Source organism: Salaquimonas pukyongi, assembly GCF_001953055.1.
GTDB lineage: Bacteria > Pseudomonadota > Alphaproteobacteria > Rhizobiales > Rhizobiaceae > Salaquimonas > Salaquimonas pukyongi.
In genome coordinates this window covers 2,985,183-3,002,308 of sequence record NZ_CP019044.1, presented here as the reverse complement: position 1 = coordinate 3,002,308, position 17,126 = coordinate 2,985,183, and the positions used below count along the sequence as shown (strand labels likewise).

23 protein-coding genes and 1 pseudogene are annotated in these 17,126 nt (G+C 59.1%); 18 read left to right on the top strand and 6 right to left on the bottom strand.

The genetic code is table 11. From position 1 onward, the window contains the following. Positions 1-263: 263 nt before the first annotated feature. The 5 genes and pseudogenes from ccmA to BVL55_RS14460 form a co-directional block, all read left to right on the top strand. Positions 264-869 (top strand): annotated as a pseudogene (gene ccmA / locus BVL55_RS14480) (heme ABC exporter ATP-binding protein CcmA); the annotation flags it as partial. Continuing rightward, positions 866-1,525: a heme exporter protein CcmB gene (gene ccmB / locus BVL55_RS14475; protein ID WP_075997493.1), complete on the top strand. Its 660-nt coding sequence runs from the start codon at positions 866-868 to the stop codon at positions 1,523-1,525. The pseudogene ccmA and the gene ccmB, both read left to right, overlap by 4 nt. 33 nt (positions 1,526-1,558) lie before the next feature. Continuing rightward, positions 1,559-2,326, top strand: a complete 768-nt coding sequence (locus BVL55_RS14470; protein ID WP_075997492.1) for a heme ABC transporter permease — start codon at positions 1,559-1,561, stop codon at positions 2,324-2,326. Between the two features lie 7 nt (positions 2,327-2,333). Then, entirely contained in the window at positions 2,334-2,501 is a 168-nt protein-coding gene (gene ccmD, locus BVL55_RS14465; RefSeq protein WP_075997491.1) for a heme exporter protein CcmD, read from the top strand. A gap of 86 nt (positions 2,502-2,587) precedes the next feature. Then, the gene (locus BVL55_RS14460; protein ID WP_075998191.1) at positions 2,588-3,148 is read left to right on the top strand and encodes a DsbE family thiol:disulfide interchange protein; all 561 of its coding nucleotides are present in this window, start codon (positions 2,588-2,590) and stop codon (positions 3,146-3,148) included. Between the two features lie 37 nt (positions 3,149-3,185). Here BVL55_RS14460 and BVL55_RS14455 read toward each other — a convergent pair whose 3' ends face one another. Further along, complete coding sequence (locus BVL55_RS14455; RefSeq protein ID WP_156892564.1) at positions 3,186-3,434, bottom strand: hypothetical protein; 249 nt, start codon at positions 3,432-3,434, stop codon at positions 3,186-3,188. 93 nt (positions 3,435-3,527) lie between these two features. Beyond that, on the bottom strand, positions 3,528-3,995 hold the full coding sequence (locus BVL55_RS14450) for a low molecular weight protein-tyrosine-phosphatase (protein WP_075998190.1): 468 nt from the start codon (positions 3,993-3,995) through the stop codon (positions 3,528-3,530). An 88-nt stretch (positions 3,996-4,083) separates the two neighbouring features. Between BVL55_RS14450 and BVL55_RS14445 the strand changes: the two genes are divergently transcribed. The 5 genes from BVL55_RS14445 to BVL55_RS14425 all read left to right on the top strand — a co-directional run bounded on the left by BVL55_RS14445 (position 4,084) and on the right by BVL55_RS14425 (position 6,896). Beyond that, entirely contained in the window at positions 4,084-4,380 is a 297-nt protein-coding gene (locus BVL55_RS14445; protein ID WP_075997489.1) for a 4a-hydroxytetrahydrobiopterin dehydratase, read from the top strand. A 186-nt stretch (positions 4,381-4,566) separates the two neighbouring features. Then, on the top strand, positions 4,567-4,899 hold the full coding sequence (locus BVL55_RS14440) for a YkvA family protein (RefSeq protein WP_075998189.1): 333 nt from the start codon (positions 4,567-4,569) through the stop codon (positions 4,897-4,899). Positions 4,900-4,953: 54 nt separating this feature from the next. After that, a complete protein-coding gene (locus tag BVL55_RS14435) occupies positions 4,954-5,526 on the top strand; it encodes an RNA methyltransferase (RefSeq protein WP_075998188.1) in 573 nt (190 codons plus the stop codon). Positions 5,527-5,824: 298 nt separating this feature from the next. After that, positions 5,825-6,352 (top strand): invasion associated locus B family protein, encoded by a 528-nt coding sequence (locus BVL55_RS14430; protein WP_075998187.1) that lies wholly within the window; start codon positions 5,825-5,827, stop codon positions 6,350-6,352. Positions 6,353-6,563: 211 nt separating this feature from the next. After that, positions 6,564-6,896: a DUF167 domain-containing protein gene (locus BVL55_RS14425; protein WP_075997488.1), complete on the top strand. Its 333-nt coding sequence runs from the start codon at positions 6,564-6,566 to the stop codon at positions 6,894-6,896. On the opposite strand, the gene ppa is transcribed toward BVL55_RS14425, so the two are convergent. After that, positions 6,893-7,423: an inorganic diphosphatase gene (gene ppa / locus BVL55_RS14420; protein WP_075997487.1), complete on the bottom strand. Its 531-nt coding sequence runs from the start codon at positions 7,421-7,423 to the stop codon at positions 6,893-6,895. The genes BVL55_RS14425 and ppa overlap by 4 nt on opposite strands. A gap of 144 nt (positions 7,424-7,567) precedes the next feature. On the opposite strand from ppa, the gene BVL55_RS14415 reads away from it, so the two are divergent. From BVL55_RS14415 to BVL55_RS14405, 3 genes are read left to right on the top strand one after another with little or no spacing between them, the layout of a single operon-like run. Further along, positions 7,568-8,212, top strand: a complete 645-nt coding sequence (locus BVL55_RS14415; RefSeq protein ID WP_244530529.1) for a hypothetical protein — start codon at positions 7,568-7,570, stop codon at positions 8,210-8,212. Positions 8,213-8,265: 53 nt separating this feature from the next. After that, positions 8,266-9,384 carry a 3-dehydroquinate synthase gene (gene aroB / locus BVL55_RS14410; RefSeq protein ID WP_075997485.1) on the top strand — a complete coding sequence of 373 codons (1,119 nt, stop codon included), beginning with the start codon at positions 8,266-8,268 and terminating at the stop codon, positions 9,382-9,384. Then, the gene (locus tag BVL55_RS14405) at positions 9,381-10,646 is read left to right on the top strand and encodes an HlyC/CorC family transporter (RefSeq protein WP_075997484.1); all 1,266 of its coding nucleotides are present in this window, start codon (positions 9,381-9,383) and stop codon (positions 10,644-10,646) included. Before aroB ends, BVL55_RS14405 begins: the two co-directional genes overlap by 4 nt. A gap of 2 nt (positions 10,647-10,648) precedes the next feature. Here BVL55_RS14405 and BVL55_RS14400 read toward each other — a convergent pair whose 3' ends face one another. Continuing rightward, positions 10,649-10,924 carry a BolA family protein gene (locus BVL55_RS14400; protein ID WP_075997483.1) on the bottom strand — a complete coding sequence of 92 codons (276 nt, stop codon included), beginning with the start codon at positions 10,922-10,924 and terminating at the stop codon, positions 10,649-10,651. Between the two features lie 102 nt (positions 10,925-11,026). On the opposite strand from BVL55_RS14400, the gene BVL55_RS14395 reads away from it, so the two are divergent. The 4 genes from BVL55_RS14395 (at position 11,027) to BVL55_RS14380 (ending at position 15,820) form a co-directional block, all read left to right on the top strand. After that, entirely contained in the window at positions 11,027-11,647 is a 621-nt protein-coding gene (locus tag BVL55_RS14395; protein WP_075997482.1) for a J domain-containing protein, read from the top strand. 235 nt (positions 11,648-11,882) lie between these two features. Beyond that, the gene (gene cobS, locus BVL55_RS14390) at positions 11,883-12,851 is read left to right on the top strand and encodes a cobaltochelatase subunit CobS (protein WP_244530528.1); all 969 of its coding nucleotides are present in this window, start codon (positions 11,883-11,885) and stop codon (positions 12,849-12,851) included. Between the two features lie 20 nt (positions 12,852-12,871). After that, complete coding sequence (cobT, locus tag BVL55_RS14385; RefSeq protein ID WP_075997480.1) at positions 12,872-14,806, top strand: cobaltochelatase subunit CobT; 1,935 nt, start codon at positions 12,872-12,874, stop codon at positions 14,804-14,806. A gap of 9 nt (positions 14,807-14,815) precedes the next feature. After that, entirely contained in the window at positions 14,816-15,820 is a 1,005-nt protein-coding gene (locus BVL55_RS14380) for an esterase-like activity of phytase family protein (RefSeq protein WP_075997479.1), read from the top strand. Here the strand turns inward: BVL55_RS14380 and BVL55_RS14375 are convergent, their stop codons facing one another. Both BVL55_RS14375 and rpmB read right to left on the bottom strand, forming a co-directional pair. Then, on the bottom strand, positions 15,821-16,471 hold the full coding sequence (locus BVL55_RS14375; RefSeq protein ID WP_075997478.1) for a VUT family protein: 651 nt from the start codon (positions 16,469-16,471) through the stop codon (positions 15,821-15,823). A gap of 80 nt (positions 16,472-16,551) precedes the next feature. Continuing rightward, positions 16,552-16,845 (bottom strand): 50S ribosomal protein L28, encoded by a 294-nt coding sequence (gene rpmB, locus BVL55_RS14370; RefSeq protein ID WP_075997477.1) that lies wholly within the window; start codon positions 16,843-16,845, stop codon positions 16,552-16,554. A 4-nt stretch (positions 16,846-16,849) separates the two neighbouring features. Between rpmB and BVL55_RS16855 the strand changes: the two genes are divergently transcribed. Next, positions 16,850-17,053 carry a hypothetical protein gene (locus tag BVL55_RS16855; protein WP_205410810.1) on the top strand — a complete coding sequence of 68 codons (204 nt, stop codon included), beginning with the start codon at positions 16,850-16,852 and terminating at the stop codon, positions 17,051-17,053. Positions 17,054-17,126 lie beyond the last annotated feature (73 nt).

Here is a 17,126-nt window from a genome sequence, read left to right as displayed (position 1 = left end):
TTTCCGCGCATCAGCCTGCAAGACAACCGCGCCCTTCGGGGAGCGATACCGGCAGGAAAAGGGTTTCTAAAACAGGCCGGCCGCTGGCCCGTCGCGGGCCTTATAGGCGGTTTTGCCTCAAGTGCAAATAGGCGGTTGGTTTTAGGCGGAACGGCACAGAAGTGTTTCAATCGTCATGGGAAACGGTCTAAACAAGCCGGATGCGGTTTGAGGCAGACACCATTTCGGTCAATCGCGGCTTGCGGCGGATCGTTCAGGACGTCAGTTTCTCCCTTGGCAAGGGGGAGATGCTGACGGTTACCGGTTTAAACGGCGCGGGAAAGTCCACCCTGCTCAGGGCGCTTTGCGGCCTGTTGCCGCTGGCGGGCGGGCGGCTTCTGCTGGAAGGTGCCGGCGAGGGAGAAGACGAGCCGCTGATCTTTCGCGAACACATGCACTATCTTGGCCCCAGGAATGCCATGAAACCGGCGCTCAGCGTGCATGAAAACCTTTCTTTCTGGAAGGAGTTTTCAGGCTCCGGGGACGATGGAATGACCATCGGTGAAGCCCTGCTGGCGGTTGAACTTCCCCATGTGGCCGACCTTCCGTTTTCCTATCTTTCGACCGGGATGAAGCGCCGGGTGGCGATCTGCCGCCTGCTGGTTTCGAAAAAGCCCGTATGGATCGCCGACGAACCGACCTCTGGGCTCGACAGCCGTTCCAGCGAACTGTTTTCCGAACTCTGCCGTACCCATTGCGGCGATGGCGGCATTCTCATCGCCGCCACCCACCTGCCGCTGGGGCTTTCCCATGCCAAAACCCTTGAGGTGGATTTGCTCAACAGCTTCGTTGACGGCGATGCCTTCTTCACGGCGGAGAATATGGGATGACCGCGCTGCTTGTCCGTGAGGTTCGTGGCGCGCTTCGCGCCGGCGGCGGGGCACTGATGGGTGTCCTGTTTTTTCTGGCGGTGGTCACCGTTTTTCCCTTCGCCATCGGCCCTGACCTCAACCAGCTGGGCCGCATCGGCCCGGCAATCTTATGGATCGGCGCGCTGCTAGCAAGCCTGCTTGGGCTCGACCGCCTGTTTGCCATGGAGCGCGAGGACGGCTCGCTCGACATTCTCGTCATGCAGCCTCATCCGCTGATGGTGACAGTCCTTGTCAAATGTCTTGCCCACTGGATCGTCAGCGGCCTGCCGCTGATCCTCGCAACGCCTTTGTTCGGGGTCATGCTAAACGTTTCGCCCCTGGGCATTGCCGCCGTAATGGCAACGCTTGCAGCCGGCACGCCGGCCATTACCTTCATTGGTGCGGCATCTGCGGCCGTTGCCTCGGCCCTGCCGCGCGGTGGACTGCTGATTGCTATCCTGACCCTGCCGCTTGTCATTCCGGTGCTGATTTTCGGCATCACGGCCACCAATGGAGCGCTCTATGACCCCGATCCGTTTACCGCGCCGTTCCTGATCTTGTTGGCGTTGACGCTGTTTTCCGGAGTTCTCGGCCCTCTTGCCGCCTCATTCATGCTGCGGCATTCTGCGGAGTGACCGCGTGGCGATGACCCACTATATGAAAGGCCCATGAGCAGCACCCCGAACACACAGAGCATTGCCCAGGCCTCCGCCTCCTGGTGGACGCGGCTTGCCAATCCGACGCGGTTCTTGGCGCTGGCCGGGCGGCTGATCCCGTGGCTTGCCGCGCTTGCCTTTCTTGCCGCCGCTACCGGTCTGTATCTCGGTTTTTCCGCCCCGCAAGACTATCAGCAGGGCGCGACGGTGCAGATCATGTTCATTCATGTGCCGTCCGCCTGGCTTGCCATGATGTGTTATTCGGTGATGAGCATTTCAGCGCTTGGCACCCTGGTATGGCGCCATCCGCTGGCCGACGTTTCGCTCAGGGCGGCTGCGCCCATCGGCGCCGCCTTTACCCTGCTGGCGCTGGTGACGGGTTCACTTTGGGGCAAGCCGATGTGGGGCACGTGGTGGGTGTGGGATGCGCGGCTGACCAGCGTTCTGATCCTCTTCCTGATCTATCTTGGCATCATGGCGCTGTCGCGGGCCATCGAGGATCCGGTGCAGGCGGCAAGACCGCTTGCCATCGTCACGCTGGTCGGGTTCGTCAACATTCCGATTATCAAGTTTTCCGTCGACTGGTGGAACACGCTGCACCAGCCGGCATCCGTTTCGCGCTTCGGCCGCCCGGCGATGGACGCGGTTTTCCTTTATCCGCTGCTGACCATGGCTGCCGCCTTCACGCTGCTGTTTTTTACCCTGCACCTGATGAACATGCGCAACGAGATTCTCGCCCGCCGCATCCGCGTCATGAAGCTCAAACAGGCGGGAAAGTAGGCAATCCATGTTCGGCAAGCACGCTGTCTTCATCATCCCGTCCTATGCGATCACCGCACTGGTGATCGCGGCACTGGTTGTGTGGATTGCCGTTACCTACCGCCAGCGCAGACGGGAAGTCGAACGCATGGAAGATGGTGAGACATCCCGCTCCCGCAAAAGGGCCAGCCAATGAACGCAAATTCCTCGCGAAAGGCGGCAGAATCGGCATCCGAGAAAGGCACGCCGGCCGCGCGCCCGGGCCAGGGTTCGGGACGGGGCATGCTGATTGCCCTTCTGCCGCTGATCGTCTTCCTGGCGCTGGCATTGATTTTCTACAAGCAACTCGCCGATGGCGGTGCAAGCAGCGATATTCCTTCCGCACTGATCGGAAAACCGGCGCCGGAGGTTGTTTTTGCTCCGCTGGAAGGACTGAAGCAGGCAGGCGCGCCGGTGCCGCCGCTGACGCCGGAATTGCTAAGGAACATACCGGCCGGAAAGCTGGCAATCGTCAATGTATGGGCGTCGTGGTGCGGCCCGTGCCGTCAGGAACACCCGGTGCTGGTGGAACTGGGCAAGGAGGATGCGTTTTCAATCTACGGCATCAACTACAAGGACCGCACGCAAAACGCCCTGCGGTTTCTTGGCCAGCTTGGAAATCCGTATGATGCGGTCGGTGTTGACCCGAAAGGCCGCGGTGCCATTGAGTGGGGGGTCTACGGCATCCCCGAAAGCTTCATCGTCGGTGCGGACGGCGCGATTCTCGCCAAGCATGTGGGGCCGCTGACACAGGAGGCGGTTGAAAAAACCATCCGGCCACTGCTCACCAGTTCAGGAAAGTAGCCGGTTCAGGCCAATAGCTGATCGGGCAAGGGGAAAGCTACAGGGTGGCCGCGCCGCTGTCCTCGATGGATTCCGGCTTGGTATTGAGGGCTTCCAGCGCCTCGTCGAGCAATTTCAGTTCTTCCCCGAAATCCCTGTCGGAGGCCGCGCCACCTTCGGTTTCGGCACGCATCTGGGCGCGGACGTCTTCGCGCAAACGTTCCAGTTCGGCGATCTGCTCTTGTGTGTTCAGCTTCCGGTTGGAGGCGATCTCCTCGATTTCGGTTTTCATACTCTGGCGGGTCATAAGCGGCCTCCATGCTTTCGTTCAGCGCGAATGGGCAATGGGTATAACGGCGAACCACCCCGAAGGGTTCCAAAAAGCCGGGAAAATCTTTAGTCAGCGCAGCAGCCGTTCGGCGATGGCCGGTGTTGCACGGCCGATCATCTGTGCCACGGCATCATAGGCGGCCTCTCCATGACCCCAGGGATCGGGAACATCTTTCATGCCGAGGCCGGCATAGTCGAGAAAGAGCCCGATTTGCGCCTTCGCATCGGGGTTTTCAGCTTCAAGCCGCCGAAGGTTTTCCACATTGCTGCGGTCCATGCCAAGAATGACGTCGAATTCGGCAAAGTCGGCCCGGGTTAGCTGGCGGGAGACCTGGCCGGCCAGTGAAACGCCAAGCTTGTTTGCCGCCTTCATGCTGCCTTCATGGGGCGGTTCGCCATCATGCCAGCCGGATGTCCCTGCAGAATCGGCAGTGGCGGTCCACTCCGTTCCCGACCGTGTCAGGTGATGGTTGAACAGGCCTTCTGCAAGGGGCGAGCGGCAGATATTGCCCAGGCATACAAACAGTATTCGCTTCATTGGCGCTTGATCCCAGTTTCCGCAGGGCTTGGCAAGAAGCACAATCCCGGTTTCAATACCCACCTGTCGCGACCGAAAGGAAGAGATCATGGCCACACCCCTTGCGCCGCAGGAAATTGAAATGCAGCTGCAGCAGATCGATGGCTGGGAACTGGCCGCGGACAAAAAGGCCATCCACCGCCAGTTTCGCTTCAAGGATTTCAGCGAGGCATTCGGCTTCATGAGCCGGGTGGCGCTGGCAGCTGAAAAACTCAACCACCATCCCGACTGGAGCAATGTCTACAACCGGGTCGACGTCTCGCTGTCGACCCATGATGCGGGTGGATTGACCGAACTCGATTTCAAGCTGGCAGGGATGATGGACCGGATGGCCGCCAAGTCATGAACTGGCACCATTCAAGTCACAATAAGGAGTGCGAACCCTGGATTTGCAAGGCGGCCAATGCATTACCATATGTAAGATATGACTAAGACAGAGGAAAAGCCCGCCGGGCGGCAAGAGCGCGCTGCCGACGAGGATCTGAAGAAGCAGATTCTCGAGGGGGAGATTCTTCCCGGCGCCGAAGAGAAAATGGATGCCAACGAGAAAAAGGTGGCATCGGGCTTCTGGAAAACGCTTGCCAAGGCCGCCGGCAAGGTCCCCTTCGTGGAAGAGCTGGTTGCGGCCTATTATTGTGCCTTTGATCCGAAAACGCCGAACAAGGTGCGCGCCATTCTGCTGGCGGCGCTGGCCTATTTTGTATTGCCGCTGGATGCCATTCCCGATTTTCTGGCGATTTTCGGTTTTTCCGATGATGTTGCGGTGCTCGGCGCGGTTCTTGCCATGCTGCAGGGCCATATCCACCAGGAACACCGCGATCTGGCACGGGAGAAACTTGCGCAATTGCGCGAATTCGCCGAATAACACTGCCTACACCAACAACAGGGTTGAAAACGGGCAGTGGTACTGGTTTCCGATATGGGTTCACGCCCGCCCCGGGGTTATTTCGGCATCGGGGTGGAGGGCATTTCCAAACCGATGAACTTCGGCAATTTGATGCGTACGGCACATGGGTTCGGTGCCAGCTTCGTCTTTACCGTGGCGCCTGCGAGAGCCATCGGCGAACCGAAGTCCGATACTACCCGTGCCCGCGATCACATGCCCTGGTACAGTTTTTCCTCCCCCGGCGAACTCGTTGTGCCCGATCAGTGCCGCCTGGTTGGCGTGGAGCTGACAGCGGAGGCGGTGGAATTGCCGAGTTTCCGCCATCCGCTCAGGGCGGCCTATGTACTCGGCCCGGAAGGCGGTTCGCTGTCGCCTCAAATGATGGAGCGCTGTGAGTTCATCGTCAAAATCCCCATTCACATCTGCATCAATGTCGCCATGGCGGGCGCTGTGGTGATGTATGACCGGATGATTTCGCTGGGCCGCTTCGCGGAGCGGCCGGTGGGGACCGGCGGGCCGAAGGAGGCACTGGCTGAGCCCGTTCACGGCAAACCGGTTTACTCCGGTGCCAAGCGGCTTGCATCCGGCAAACGCAGCAAGACATGACAAGCCCAAATCTCGCCCAGTTTGTTTGCGACGGACATTCTGACAGAACAATGCACAAACTGCCTTGATACCGGACCGAATCGTAAAACTGTTCACGCTTTGGTAAGGAAAATTAAAGCATGGTTGGCACGATTCGCCGGCAAAGACCGTAGTGGTTGCCCATGCCTGCCGGAAGGCTGGCTGGCCTGACCGGCGAGGCAGCGAAAACTGCCAATGCAAACCGATTGGGCACACAGCAATTGATTGCAAGATGATTGGACCAATGACCGCCAAAAACAGACAGAAGAAGACAGCACGCATGCTCAAAGGAGCTGCCGTCCTCAGCCTGGCCTTGGGCGTTGCCGCTCTGGCCGTGCCACACATTGCCAATGCGCAGTCGCCAACCCAGATCAAACAGCACAAGGCCTGGGGCTCGTTCAGCTATCAGGGTTCCGATGGCAAGGTCTGCTATGTGCTGTCGGTGCCGACCGAAAAGAGCCCGAAAGAGCTTAATGGCCGCGAAGTCGACCATGGCGACGTGTTCTTCATGCTGGCACAGCATCCGGGACAGAATGTACGGCTTGAGCCGCAGTTCACCGCCGGCTACCAGTTCCAGGAGGAATCGAAGGTCGTTCTCGACATCGACGGCAAGAAATTCTCCATGTTCACACGCGGTAAGAATGCATGGCTTGAAAACCCTGCCGAGGAAGCAACGGTGGTATCTGCCATGAAAGCCGGTGCGAAGATGAGCGTTTCGGCCGTTTCGCGCCGCGGCACCCAGACCAGCTATCAATATTCGCTTTCGGGCGTCACCGCTTCCATTGGCGATATTGCCGAGTGCAAATAAGTCCGGCAGCTGTTGAAATTCTGCCTTTTGATCCACGACTGCTGCCGGGCCGCCATGCGGTCCGGCAGTTTGTTTTAGGCTGTATCGACATTTGGGATTTGGAGCGCGGTATGGGGGATAATCGTTCAATTCCAGGAGCGGGACCGATGCCAGAGACGAAATCCGTCTCGCCCCGCGTGCGAAACCTAGAGCGATTCCATCTAACCAAGACATGCGCTGGGGCGATGTGGACGCACCTTACGAAGTAATTGGCGGTAAAATCCGGCTGCGGGTGCGTCTTGCACCCGGGGCGCGCACCGAGATGCTGGGCGGTGTGTGGAAAGATGAAAACGGCCGCTGCCATCTGAAGGCAAGCGTGCGTGCCGTGCCGGAAAAGGGGCAAGCCAACAAGGCGCTGATTGCCCTGCTTGCAGGAAAAACCGGGGTAGCCAAAAGCCGCATCGCACTGGAAAGCGGCAGCGCCGGGCGCTTAAAAACCCTCAAAATGCCATTCGAGGCGGCCGCAGGCATTGATGAAGCGGTGAAGAAAGCAGGCCGAAGTTAGCTCCCGCCGGCCCGTTCTATGGCTTCACGGATCATCTTCTGGGCGGTCTTTGCGCCCATCCAGTCGCCGATCTTGACCCATTTCCCGGGCTCCAGATCCTTGTAGTGCTCGAAAAAGTGCTGGATCTGGGAAAGCGTGATCTCCGGCAGGTCGGTGTAATTCTTGACCGCATCGAACCTTGCAGAAACCCCTTTTGAGGGCACGGCGATCACCTTTTCGTCCTGGCCGCCATCGTCCTCCATGATGAGGACGCCGATGGGCCGCACATTGATGACGCAGCCCGCCACCAGGGGGCGGCTGTTGGCGATCAGCACGTCGATCGGATCGCCATCCTGCGACAAGGTATGCGGCACGAAGCCGTAATTGCCCGGATAGGTCATCGGGGTGTAGAGAAAGCGGTCAACAACGAGCGTGCCGGCTTCCTTATCCAGTTCGTACTTGATCGGATGCCCGCCAACCGGCACTTCGACGATAACATTGACGTCTTCGGGCGGGTTGTTGCCGATGGAAATTGCATCGATGCGCATGGAGGCAGCCTTTTTTGCGGGAGTTTGCCGCACTTTTATTGCCTCTGGCGCGAAATACAATTGTCAATTGGTAGCGATTGCGCTGCATAGTGTTGTGCAATGACCGCCAGCCATCAGGAAGCCAGCCATGAGGAAGGAAACCCAGTGAACAAGATCCGGATACGTGAGGCCCTGACGGCCGTTTTGGTTGCCAGCGCACTTGCTTTCATTCTCCCGGTGGCAGCGCAGGCAGCCGATTCAGCCTATACCAAGCTTGATTTCGACAAGGGTTGTGCCTGGAAGAAAGCTGAAAGCGAGGAAGAGGCACAAATGGGCGGCGAGGCGGTCTGCAAGGGGCTTGCCGGTTATCCGGTGCATTTTGCCGAGAGCGATCTGCGCCAGTTTCTTGCCTATGGCCCGGTGACGGACCCGTTTGCCTTTCCATCGGGATTTGCACAGTGGAACTCCGTACATGACACGCTGGAATGGCGGCTTGAAGATGGCAAGCCGTTTGCGACCATCCACCGCTGGTTCATTGACAACATAAACCCGGATACCGGAAGCGCCGAGGAGGCGCGCCGAGGCCAGGTTCTGGTGGTTTCCACTGTTGCCGACCCCGATCTTCCAGAGGCTGAAAGGGTTTCCTGCGTCGCAGGATATGTGGATGCGCTGGCCAACCGCGATGCCAATGTGCTGGCGCGCATTGCAGCCGATGATTATGCTGCAGGTTTTCGCTGTGGCATTGACCGCCCGGTCTTTCACGGTGAACGGGGCGAGCGTTCGGGAACGCCGAATGGTCTCCAAGATTGACGGCCATCTGGATAAACCCCTGGTTTCAAGGCGATATGCGCAGTGAGAATGCAATGAACGAGAACGCCATCACGGTGGAGGTAGCGCTGGGTGAGCGCAGCTATCCGATTTACATCGGTGGCGGCCTGCTTGAAACGCTCGGGCCGCGGATTTCGGCAATGCGGCCCGGCGCCCGTTGTGCGGTCATCACCGATGAGAACGTTGCTGCCCTGTACGCCGAGGCCGCGATTGAAAACCTGTCAGCGAGTGGCCTTAAACCGCTCCTGGTCACGGTGGCGGCCGGCGAGGGCTCCAAGTCGATGGCAGTGCTGGATGAGGTGCTTTCGCAATTGCTGGAAGCCCGTCTTGAACGCTCCGATCTCATTGTTGCGCTTGGCGGCGGTGTCGTTGGCGATCTGGCCGGATTTGCTGCTGCCGTCTACAAGCGGGGCATCGATTTCATTCAGGCACCGACCAGCCTGCTGGCACAGGTCGACTCCTCTGTCGGTGGCAAGACCGGCATCAATGCCAGCCAGGGCAAGAACCTGATTGGCGCATTTCATCAACCGGTTCTGGTGCTCGCCGACACCGATAGCCTGAAAACCCTGCCGGATCGCGAATTTGCTGCCGGCTATGCCGAGGTGGTCAAATACGGCCTGATCAACGATGCGGATTTCTTTGCCTGGCTGGAAACCAATCGCGGGGCGGTTTTTTCCCACGAGCGCGCCCTAAGTGAGGCCATTGCCCACAGTTGCCGGGCAAAGGCTGAAATCGTTTCCATGGATGAGCGTGAAAGCGGCGCACGCGCCCTGCTCAATCTGGGGCACACTTTCGGCCATGCGCTGGAGGGCCATGTCAAATACGATGCGGGCCGGCTGGTGCACGGCGAGGCCGTTGCGATTGGCATGGCGCAGGCGCACCGTTTTTCCAACCGGTTGAACCTGTGCAGCATGGATGACGTTGCACGGGTCGAACGCCATCTGAAGGAAGCCGGCCTGCCGGTATGCGTGGGCGAAATCCCGGGTACGCCACCGCCCGCTGAAACGCTTTTCAGGTTCATCACCCAGGACAAGAAGGTCGCTTCGGGGAAACTGAATTTCATCCTCACAAAGGGCATTGGAAAATCCTACATAGCAAAGGATGTTCCTGGCGATGAGGTCGTGGCATTTTTGAAAGAGGACTGTTTGCGATGACACCGGCAGATTGGCTGCTTTTGGCCTCCATTGTGCTTTTGATCCTGTTTTCGGCGTTCTTTTCCGGCTCCGAGACGGCGTTGACGGCTGCTTCGCGGGCGCGAATGCACACCCTGGAAAAACAGGGCGATCCGCGGGCCGCGGCAATCCAGCGCCTGCTGGGCAAGCGGGACCGCCTGATCGGCACGCTTTTGATCGGCAACAATCTGGTCAACATTCTGGCCTCGGCGCTGGCTACCAGTTTCTTTCTGAAAATGTTCGGCGAGGCGGGCGTTTTCATCGCCACCGCATGCATGACCGTTATTGTGGTGATCTTTGCCGAGGTGATGCCGAAATCCTGGGCGATTGCGAAGGCCGACCAGTTTTCCCTGAGCGTTGCCCCGTTTGTCCTGTTTTTCGTACTGGTGTTTGCGCCGTTTGCCCGGTTCGTAACCTGGCTGGTCAAATCCATTCTCAAACTGTTCGGCGTGCGGCTGGATGATGCCCATGACATGCTCAGCGCCCACGACGAATTGCGCGGCACCTTCGAGGTCTTTCACCGCGAGGGCGCGGTGATCAAGGATGACCGCGACCGGCTCGGCGGCGTGCTCGACCTGCATGAACTGGAGGTTTCCGATGTCATGGTTCACCGCACGGCGATGATGTCGACCGATATTGATCAGCCGGCGGAGAAGGTGATCGCCGAGATTCTCGACAGCCCCTATACGCGGGTTCCGTTGTGGAAGGACACCAGCGACAACATTGTCGGCGTTCTGCATTCCAAGGACGTTTTGCGGGCCATCGGCCAGGGGGTGAAGCCGGCCGATATCGATCTGGGGAAAATCGCCTCGACGCCGTGGTTCGTGCCCGAGACCACTTCCCTGCGCGATCAGCTCAACGCGTTTTTGCGCAAGAAGGCGCATATCGCCATCGTGGTGGACGAGTATGGCGAGGTGATGGGTCTGGTGACGCTCGAGGATATTCTGGAAGAGATTGTTGGCGACATCGCCGATGAGCATGACGTGGAAGTCAGTGGCGTCACCAGTGAGCCGGACGGCTCGGTGGTGGTCGATGGCGGTGTGCCGATCCGCGATTTAAACCGTGCGCTGGATTGGGAACTGCCCGATGACGAGGCGACCACCGTCGCCGGACTGGTGATCCATGCAGCCCAGATGATCCCGGAGGAAAAGCAGGCCTTTACCTTCTATGGCAAGCGGTTCGTTATCTTGAAGCGGCAGAAAAACCGCATCACCCGGGTGCGCATCCGCAATCTGGTGAACTGAGTTTACGACAGTTCGGAAGGCGCTTTTGCCTCTATGGCGATGGCGTGCAGCCCCTTTTCCATCTCTCCGGCAACAAGCGCATTGATCCGGCGGTGGCGCTCAAGGCGCGAAAGGCCTTCGAATGCTTCCGCCACAATCTTGATGCGCAAATGGGTTTCTCCCGTCCCGTCAAAGCTTTCCTGATGACCTGCGTGCAGGTGGCTTTCATTGATGATTTCAAGCGCTGCAGGCGCAAGTTCGCTGCGTATCTGGTCCTCGATATTCTGTATAATGCCCATCGCTCATTTTCCGGGTTTGTGCTTTTTAAGCCTGCTTGATGGGAGCAATAAAATCGCCTGTCAATTCTTGTTCAAGGGGATGCAAATCCCTATACCAGCCCCATGAAGCCAACATCACCCCTTTTTGATTCCATTCGCGTCGGCAAACGGTCGTCGAAGAAAAAGAAGGAAGAGGACCACAGCCGTCCCTGTCAATGGGAGGGCTGTGACAAGCCGGGTACCCACAAGGCGCCGATGGGCCGCAACCGGGAAGGACAGTTCTTGTGGATGTGCATCGAGCATGTCCGCGAATACAACAAGAACTACAACTATTTTTCCGGCCTAGACGATGATGCGATCGCGAAATTCCAGAAGGATTCGATTACCGGCGCTCGCCCGACCTGGGAGATGGGATCGAACCGCTGGGGCAAATATCCGCCGGTCAATGAACATGATCCGCGGGCAGCCGGTGCGCAGCGTCTTTATAACCGGATGAACCGGCGCACCGGAAAGGCAAGCGGCAGCGGGCCTGTGCGCGCGCGCAAGCTGAAGGCTCTGGAGAAGAAATCCTTTGAGGATCTCAACCTGCCTTCGACGGCAACCAGCGACGACATCAAGGCGCGCTACAAATTGCTGGTGAAACAGAACCATCCCGACGCCAATGGCGGAGACCGCAAGTCGGAAGAACGGCTGCGCGAGGTGATTACCGCCTACAAAATCCTGCAGAAGGCGGGGTTCTGCTAAGCGGCCCTGCGCCGCAGGCATGGCGGTGATCGGCCAAGGCCATTGTTTACTGCAAAAAAAGACGCTAAGCGAAACTGAAAGGAATTCCGGTACCGGCGTTTCCGCCGGGCGACACTCTTCCGAATCCCACAGGTCGCTGATTGGGCCATGGCTTTAATGCCGCTGGTACTGTGAGCCCGTGTTCTGAGGGGTGATAAACCGGACGTACAACCAGCTTCTTTGGGAGATGCCACGGATGAGCGAAGGAATGCCGGACACCGAGCTGTCGGTGAAGAAGACCTTCAATATCGATTCGGACATGACGGTGCCGGCCTACAAGGAACGCACCGAGCATGTGCCCGAAGTGGACCCGGACTACCTGTTCGACAAGGCGACGACCCTGGCAATTCTGGCCGGTTTCAAGCACAACCGCCGGGTTATCGTTTCCGGCTATCACGGCACCGGCAAGTCGACGCATATCGAGCAGGCGGCCGCGCGCCTCAACTGGCCTTGTGTGCGGATCAACCTCGACAGCCATGTCAGCCGTCTCGATCTGATCGGCAAGGATGCCATCATCGTGCGTGACGGCATGCAGGTAACCGAATTCCGGGACGGAATTCTGCCCTGGGCCTATCAGCACAACGTGGCGCTGGTATTCGACGAATACGATGCGGGCCGCCCGGATGTGATGTTCGTCATCCAGCGCGTGCTGGAATCATCAGGCCGCCTGACCTTGCTTGACCAGAGCCGGGTAATCACGCCGCACCCCGCCTTCCGACTGTTTGCCACGGCCAATACGGTGGGTCTGGGCGATACCACCGGCCTGTATCATGGCACTCAGCAGATCAACCAGGCGCAGATGGACCGCTGGTCCATCGTCACCACGCTCAACTATCTGCCCCATGACAAGGAGGCGGGCATCGTGCTCGCCAAGGCAAAGAGCTTTGATACGGCCGAGGGGCGCGATACGATTTCGAAAATGGTGCGGATCGCGGACATGACCCGCGCCGCCTTCATCAATGGTGATCTTTCAACCGTGATGAGCCCGCGAACGGTCATCATGTGGGCCGAGAATACCGAGATCTTCGAGGATGTCGGCATGGCGTTCCGGCTGACGTTCCTCAACAAGTGTGACGAACTGGAGCGGGCGACGGTTGCCGAGTTTTATCAGCGCGTATTTGGCGAAGAATTGCCGGAATCGTCTGCCAATCTGGTATTGGACTAAACCCTGAAGAACGGGTGAGCATGACAGGACCAGGCGACAACCGCAAAAAGAATGCAGGGCCGGTGGACTATGAGCCGCTGAAACAGGCCCTGACCCATTGCGTGCGCGCCATTGCCAACAAGCCGGATGTGGAAGTTGCCTTTTCCAACGACCGGCCTTCGCTGATCGGCGATCAGGTCAAACTCACCGATCCCGGCCGCAAAATGACCAGGGCACAGCTTGCCGCCACGCGTGGCTATGGCGACTCGATGGCGCTGAGGCTTGCCTGCCACGACAAGGCGATTCACAGCCGGCACGCGCCGGTCGGGCAGTTGGCCCGGGCCATTTACGACCGGGTGGAGCAGACCAGGGTCGAAACCCTCGGTGCGCGCCAGATGGACGGGGTGTCCGCCAATCTTGGTGCGATGCTGGAGGAGAAATACTCGCGGGCCAATTACCAGAACGCCGTCGACCGCAGCGATGCACCGCTGGAGGAAGCCGTTGCGCTGATGGTGCGCGAAAAGCTGACTGGGGAAAAACCGCCTGCGAGTGCGGAGAAATTCGTCCGGCTGTGGCGTGAGTTCATCGACGACAAGGCGACGGAAACCATCGCGGCGCTGGACAACAACCTGCTGGATCAGGCCGCTTTTGCGAAATCAATCCGCAATCTGATCGCCTCCCTCGACATGGCCGACGAGCTTGGCGACGAGGAGCCTGAAGAAGACCAGGAACCGGCAGAGGACAACGAACCGCAATCGGCCGACAGCGATGCCGAGAATGAAAACGACGAGGCTTCCGCACAGGAAGACGGCCAGCCCGAGCAATCCGACGAAACATCCGAGGACGCGCAGGATGGCGAGATGGACGCCTCGGAAATTGGTGACGATGATTTCGACGACGATGCGGACGATGCCGAAAGCCCTGGCGAGGCGCAGCGCCCGCAATTGCCGTTTTCCGACTTGCCGCCTGATTCCGATTATAACGTGTTCACCTATGAGTTCGATGAGATGATCACGGCGGAGGAACTGTGTGACGATACCGAGCTTGAACGGCTGAGGGCGTTTCTCGACAAGCAGCTTGCCCATCTCCAGGGTGTGGTCGGCCGGCTTGCAAACCGTTTGCAGCGCCGCCTGATGGCTCAGCAGAACCGTGGCTGGGACTTCGATCTGGAAGAGGGCTATCTCGATACGGCCCGGCTTCCGCGCATCATCATTGATCCCATGACGCCGCTCTCCTTCAAGATGGAGCGCGAAACGATCTTCCGCGATACGGTGGTTACCCTGCTGATCGACAATTCAGGCTCCATGCGCGGGCGGCCGATTACCGTGGCTGCGACCTGCGCCGACATTCTTGCCCGCACGCTGGAGCGCTGCGGCGTGAAGGTTGAAATTCTCGGTTTTACCACCAAGGCCTGGAAGGGCGGGCAGGCGCGGGAGAAGTGGCTGAAGGCGGACAAGCCGCCACAGCCGGGCCGGCTCAACGATTTGCGTCATATTGTCTACAAGAGCGCCGATGCGCCGTGGCGCCGCGCGCGCCGCAACCTCGGACTGATGATGCGCGAGGGGCTTTTGAAGGAAAACATCGATGGTGAAGCCCTTTTATGGGCCCACAACCGGCTAATGGCGCGGTCGGAAAAGCGCCGCATTCTGATGATGATCTCCGATGGAGCGCCGGTGGACGACTCGACCCTGTCGGTCAATCCGGGCAATTATCTGGAAAGGCATCTCAGACACGTGATTGCGGACATCGAATCCTATTCGCCGATCGAATTGCTGGCGATCGGCATCGGTCATGACGTAACGCGCTATTACAAGCGCGCGGTGACCATCGTTGATGCCGAGGAACTTGCCGGGGCGATGACCGAACAGCTTGCAGCGCTGTTTGCCGAAGAGGGACCGGCAGAACGCCTTGCCCATCCCGGTGCGCGCAGGAGCGGCGGGCAGGGTGGCGGAACCCGGCGCCGCGCCACCGGATAACGCCAGCCAATGTCCCGGCTTGCCCTTTTTGCCACAAGACTGTTTTCAGCGGCTTTTATCCTGGCATGGCTGATGGCGCCGGTCATGGCGGAACCTGTCAAGGTAGTCAGCGAGCCGATCGGGTATTTCCATATCGGTTCTTCAAGCAACAAGGTTGGCAGGCTTGCCTATGCCGGCGGGCTGGAGATCACCGCGGAAGACGAGCGCTTTGGCGGGTTTTCGGGTCTGCGCATCAGCGGGGATGGCAGCAGAATATGGGCGGTTACCGACAAGGCCAACTGGCTTTCTGCCGTCATGGAACGGGACGGGAAAGGCGCAGTTTCAGGGCTTGCTGATGCAGCTCTTTATTGTCTGTGCCGTCAGGACGGCACCCGCTACGGATCAAAGCACTGGGGCGACTCAGAAGGCCTCGAGATCAGCGGCAATACTGCCTATGTCTCCTTTGAGCGCCTAAACCGCATCAACCGCTATCAGATCGGCCGTGACGGTTCGCCCGGCAAGCCGGTGCAGGCAACGGCCTCGTTTGGGCCATTGAAACTGGCCTATCTGGAGGGATTGGAGGCCGTGGCCATTGCGCCGGCGGCTTCTCCGCTTGCCGGAAAAGTCGTCGCGATTGCCGAAGAAAGCCTCAACGGTGAGGGCAACAACCGTGCCTTCATCGCGTCGGACAGGGGAATCGAGGAGTTCGCCATCACCCGCAGTGGCGAGTATTCGGTTACCGATGCGGTATTTTTGCCGCAAGGCGATCTGGCCGTGCTGGAGCGCCGCTTCGGATTGTCCGTGGGGCTTGGCATGCGCATCCGCCGTTTCGACACGGCATCGATCCGCGCCGGCGTTACCCTGAAAGGCGAAGTGCTTGCCGAAGCCGGTCTTTCCAGCCGGATCGACAACATGGAAGGCATTGCCGCCTGGCAGGATGGTGCCGGCAAGACCCGCATCATGCTGATATCGGATGACAACTTCAACCGGACGCTGCAGCGTACCCTGCTGCTGGAATTCGTGCTGAACGAATGATCATAACCTACCCTCATTGGCGGCGGGGGTCTTTGCGGTAAGCCGCAGCAGGCCCGCATAGGGCAGCAGGGCGACAAAGCCGATCAGCACCTTGACCAGAAAATCGCCAATCGCCAGCGATACCCACAGCGGCATTTCGTAGCCGAACATGACAACCGGGAAGCCAAGCGACCCGTCTTCCATGCCGAACCACCGGTCGATCCCTCCAAAGGAGGGCGCGAAAGCAAGACGGAAGAACAGGGCGGTATCGATTGCCGATGCGATGATGCTGGAAACCAGCGGTGCCTTCCACCACGTCATCATGCGCATGCGATCGAAGATCAGCAGATCGAGAATCTGGGCGACCGCGAAGGCGGTGCCCGAGGCAATGGCGATTCGCGGTGTCGCCAGCCAGATTGACAGGATGACGGCAAGCAAAAAACCTGCAGCAACAACCATGCGGGCGGCGCTCATGCCAAGACGGCGGTTGGCAAGGTCATTGGCAAGGAAAGCGAAAGGATAGGTGAAGGCGCCCCAGGTCAGCAACTCTCCCAGTCCAAAGGGCGTGAAGGGGTGTTGCACCAGAATGTTGGAGGCGATGACGATGGCCGCCATGGCGCCAACATAGGGCAGGAGAGCGGCAAAGGCCGGACGTGATGTATTGCGTTCCATTTTTTTATCCTGGGTGATGGCACCAGCGGGAAAGCCCCGGATTTCCGGGACCGGGCGAATTAGCGTTCAGCCGGCCTGTATCAGGCAGCGGCTTCTGCGGACTTTTTGGCGATCTGGCGCTTCAGCAGACGGGCTTTCTGGGAAAGTTCGCCCTCTTTGGCTTTTGCCAGAAAGGCATCAAGACCACCGCGGTGCTCGACGCTGCGCAGGGCAGCGGCGGAAATGCGCAAACGAACGCGCTGGTTAAGCGTTTCGCTCATCAGCGTGACGTTTACCAGATTGGGCAGAAAGCGGCGGCGGTTCCGGTTGTTGGCATGGCTGACATTGTTGCCATACATGACGGACTTGCCGGTAAGTTCGCAGGTTCTGGACATGGTTATGTTCCTTGTCGAAATCGGGTGCGGCCTGGTCATCTACCCTGCCGGCTGCCCGGTATCAAAGCGCCCGCTTCGCCCAGCTTCATCCGCCGAGCGCCAAGGTGACGCAAATCTCGGGAAATTCGGCGGTTCTATAGTCTTCAACGTGAAGGCCGTCAAGGAAAAAGCAGGCAACTCCAGCTTTTTGCGCCCCATTTACGCTTGATTTGCGCAGGATGGTCGCAGAATCGGTTCATCGGGCGTTCAGGCTGATTTCCTATGCTTGCCGGAGAATAACG